Origin of the sequence: Cryobacterium sp. MLB-32 (assembly GCF_000738085.1) — a bacterium.
Lineage (GTDB): Bacteria > Actinomycetota > Actinomycetes > Actinomycetales > Microbacteriaceae > Cryobacterium.
This window is the reverse complement of sequence record NZ_JPRS01000499.1, coordinates 1-921: the sequence shown is the minus strand read 5'-3', so window position 1 is coordinate 921 and position 921 is coordinate 1. Positions and strand designations below refer to the sequence as shown.

The 921-nt window shown below is 64.3% G+C and carries 1 protein-coding gene; it reads right to left on the bottom strand.

What is annotated here, in order from left to right; genetic code table 11:
- Positions 1-857: radical SAM protein (locus tag JF66_RS19625; protein WP_197059507.1), on the bottom strand; the 857-nt coding region annotated here is incomplete at its 3' end.
- Positions 858-921: the final 64 nt, after the last annotated feature.

Here is a 921-nt window from a genome sequence, read left to right as displayed (position 1 = left end):
TCAAGGGCTGCAACGGGGTGCCAGTAGATACCTTCCGCCGTCACGGTCACCTCGGGGATCAGCGATTCGCGCGTGAATGCGACCCCCTCTTCGGCGACGCCCTGAAGCGCGATCGGACGGATGATCTGATCCGCTCGCGGGATTCCGAGCCCGTCGAACAGCGCATGCAGCTCGTCGAGGGCCGGATCATCATGCGCCGAGATTGTCGCAGCCACCCTCACGGTGAATCCCTCATCGAGCGCCACTCGAATCCCGGCAAGGGCCCGTTTCCAACTCCCGGCGCCGCGGTGTGAGTCATGCACGTCGGCGGTCGGCGAGTCCACACTGATTTGCAATGCAAAGCCCTGCCGCGGCATCGCCTGCAGTTTCCGCAGCCCCTGGCCGCGGAACAGCATCCCGTTGGTCAGCAATGTTGTCGGCAGCCGGTCGACGCAGGCGCGCACGATAACGTCGATGTCGGGGAGCAGGAACGGTTCGCCACCGGTGAGATACAGCTCCTGCACGCCCCACTCGGCGGCCTCACTGACGAGCGCCTGGATGTTGTCGATGCCGAGCAGTCGCGGATCGGCCTTCGGCGACGACGCGACGCAGCAATAGTCGCAGGCCAGGTTGCAGTGGAAGTTCGTATATAGCCACAGGCGCGCTCCGGGCATCCGGTCGGGGGGAATCATGCTGCCGGGGTTTCGCGGGCGACCTCGGCCGACGGTCACCTGGCCGGTGTCCTGTTCGACCATCAGGGTGCTCACGAGGGTGTTGCCCGTTTTCTCGCACCATCGGCGCACGAGGTCCAGTTCACTCGCCGACGACACCGCAAATTCTGCCGTGTCACCCTCGGCCATTTGCTCAACGGTGCGCATCAGCGCCATGATTACCATCGGGAGTCGACCCCCTGTTCTTTGATCGCTTGAAATAGCCCCTCGT